Genomic DNA, 294 nt, shown 5'->3' with positions numbered 1-294 from the left:
AAGTGGCTGCTCTAACGGATTGTAAGCGCACGGTTTCAGGTACTATTTCACTCCCCTCCCGGGGTACTTTTCACCATTCCCTCACGGTACAGATTCACTATCGGTCATCAAGTAGTATTCAGGCTTACCAGGTGGTCCTGGCAGATTCACACAAGGTTTCACGGGCCCCGTGCTTCTCGGGCATCCACACAAGAACGGCAGACACGCATTACTCCTACGGGACTAACACCCTCTCTGGTCCGGCATTCCAACCGATTCTCCTATACGCCTGCACCTCATCCCACCAGCGTAGAT

Annotated in this window: 1 rRNA gene; it reads right to left on the bottom strand. The window is 53.4% G+C overall.

Going from position 1 to position 294, the window contains the following annotated elements:
* A 23S ribosomal RNA gene (locus RF641_RS17550) occupies positions 1-294 on the bottom strand; the annotation flags it as partial.

Origin of the sequence: Arthrobacter sp. 'calajunan' (genome assembly GCF_046940185.1) — a bacterium.
Lineage (GTDB): Bacteria > Actinomycetota > Actinomycetes > Actinomycetales > Micrococcaceae > Glutamicibacter > Glutamicibacter soli.
The sequence above is the reverse complement of the archived record's forward strand: the minus strand, read 5'-3'. Positions and strand labels throughout refer to the sequence as shown.